The organism is Streptomyces sp. SID4985 (assembly GCF_009863025.1).
Taxonomy (GTDB): domain Bacteria; phylum Actinomycetota; class Actinomycetes; order Streptomycetales; family Streptomycetaceae; genus Streptomyces.
In genome coordinates this window covers 1-1,946 of sequence record NZ_WWIR01000325.1, presented here as the reverse complement: position 1 = coordinate 1,946, position 1,946 = coordinate 1, and the positions used below count along the sequence as shown (strand labels likewise).

Below are 1,946 nucleotides of genomic sequence, written 5' to 3'. Positions count from 1 at the left end.
CGGCCGGGGCGGCCCGGCCTGCCCCCGGCGCGGCTGCACCGCGACGCCGTTCTGCACGTCCATGACGGCGTGGGCGACGAGCCCGCCCATCGGGTCGTGCCGTATGAGGTCGCGCAGCCGGGAACGCGACGAGCGGCCCTCGTTGCCCGGGTAGAGGTGCTTGCCGAGGCCGACGGCGTGCGCCAGCGCGGCGAGCGCGGCGGTCCGTGGGTCCGGCGGTACGCCGGTGCGGATCGCGGCGTCCAGGCGGGCGCGGATCTCACGGCTGATCGCCGTGTCCGTCGCCTGGTACCGCGTCGTCGGCAGCACCCCGCACATCTGGCCTGCCACCGCGGCGACCATTCCGCACCGTTCGAGGTGTGAAAGGTAGGTCTGGCGCAGGCCCAGTCGTGGGCCGCCGATCCAGTGGACCGCCCGTACCGGAGCGCCGCGCCTGCGCAGCAGCTCCAACGCGCTGTCCAGAGTTGGATCTCCTGTCGGCCGTGGCACCACCACGGCGATACGATCCCCGTCTGGGGCTATCCGTCCGGCCAGCGCCAGCTCCACTAGCTGTGCACCGGCCAGACCGAGGTCGAGCGACTGCGGCTGCGCAGTGGTACCCGTGGCCGGGTCCAGTGCGAGCAGCAGAAGCTCTTCCGGAATTGTTCTGCGGCTCCTGCCCATCCATGCCTCCCCGCGTGGATGAATGACAGGGTGACGCCTCTCACATTCATCTGTCGAGGGTGCGTGCCCGGTTCATGGGGGAACCGGTAGGTATGTCGTTCTCGTCTACCACCTTGGGCAAGCCCCCACACAGGACACTGGTACATGGTTCGGACAGGGCGCGCGGCGAGCGTGCGGCGCATGGAGGAGGCATCGGTGGCGGGCGAGTCCCCCGACAGGTCGAAGCAGGAGCACTCCGTCGGTTCGGCGGAGGGGGTGGATTCGGCCGGGTCCGAGGAGAGTGGTGCCTCCGGCGCGGGTACGGGTGGCGCGGGGTTCGCCTCCGGCGCGGCTGGGGACAAGGACTCGCGGGGGGCCGCCGATACCAACTCCGTTGCGGGCGGGGACGACGAGGCTTCCCAGGGGGTGACCGACGCCAACTCCGTTGAGGGTGCGGACGACGAGGCTGCCGCCAAGGCTCCGGAGGGGGCTGCGGGTGCCTCGGGCTCCGGTCGCTCCGAAAGCGCCGACGACAACGTTTCCGCGAGCGCCTCCGAGGACGCTGGTAACGGCTCCGCCGGGGGTTCCGGGCGGGACGAGGACGGCGACTCCGCCTCCGGCGCGGCCAAGGGTGCTTCCGCTGCGCGCGCCGAGGGCTCTGCCGAGAGCGGCAACGATTCCGCTGACGCGGCCAAGGGCAGCGGCTCTGCCTCTGGGGCTTCCGCCTCGCGCGCCGCCGATGCGTCCGAGGACGACGACAACGAGGCTGCTGCCAAGGGTGGTTCGGCCGTGGGTGCCGGGGCGGCCGAGAGCAGCGGTCCCGACCCGGACGCCGGTGACGCCGCTGCCTCCGAGTCGGGGTCTGCCGACGAGCCCGGCGCCGCTGCCGCGCCCGCCTCCGGCGTTGACTCCGAATCTGCCGAGCGCAGGTCCGGCGCCGCCGAGCGGAAGGCCGAGGACGAGCCGACCTCCGACGCCAAGCCCGGCTCCACCGCCGAGGCCGACAGCAAGTCCTCCGGCGAGGGCGCCTCTGGCCCGACCTCCGACTCCGCCGACGCCAAGTCCGGCTCTGCCGACGGCAAGTCCTCCCCCGCCAACGGGGGCGCCTCCGACGTTGACTCGGGCTCTGCCGACAAGACCGCCTCCGGCGCCGCGTCCGGCTCCGCCGAGCAGAAGGCCGACGCCCAGCCCGGCACCGCCGACAACGCCAAGTCCGGCCCTGCCGACAGCAAGTCCTCCCCCGCCAACGGGGGCGCCACCGACGTTGACTCGGGCTCTGCCGACAAGACCGCCTCCGGCGCCGC

1 protein-coding gene and 1 pseudogene are annotated in these 1,946 nt (G+C 73.2%); one reads left to right on the top strand and one right to left on the bottom strand.

Annotation, left to right across the window (positions count from 1 at the left end):
- Positions 1–663: GPP34 family phosphoprotein (locus GTW40_RS13685; protein ID WP_161180451.1), on the bottom strand; the 663-nt coding region annotated here is incomplete at its 3' end.
- A 180-nt stretch (positions 664–843) separates the two neighbouring features.
- Between GTW40_RS13685 and GTW40_RS13680 the strand changes: the two are divergent.
- Positions 844–1,946 (top strand): annotated as a pseudogene (locus GTW40_RS13680) (hypothetical protein); the annotation flags it as partial.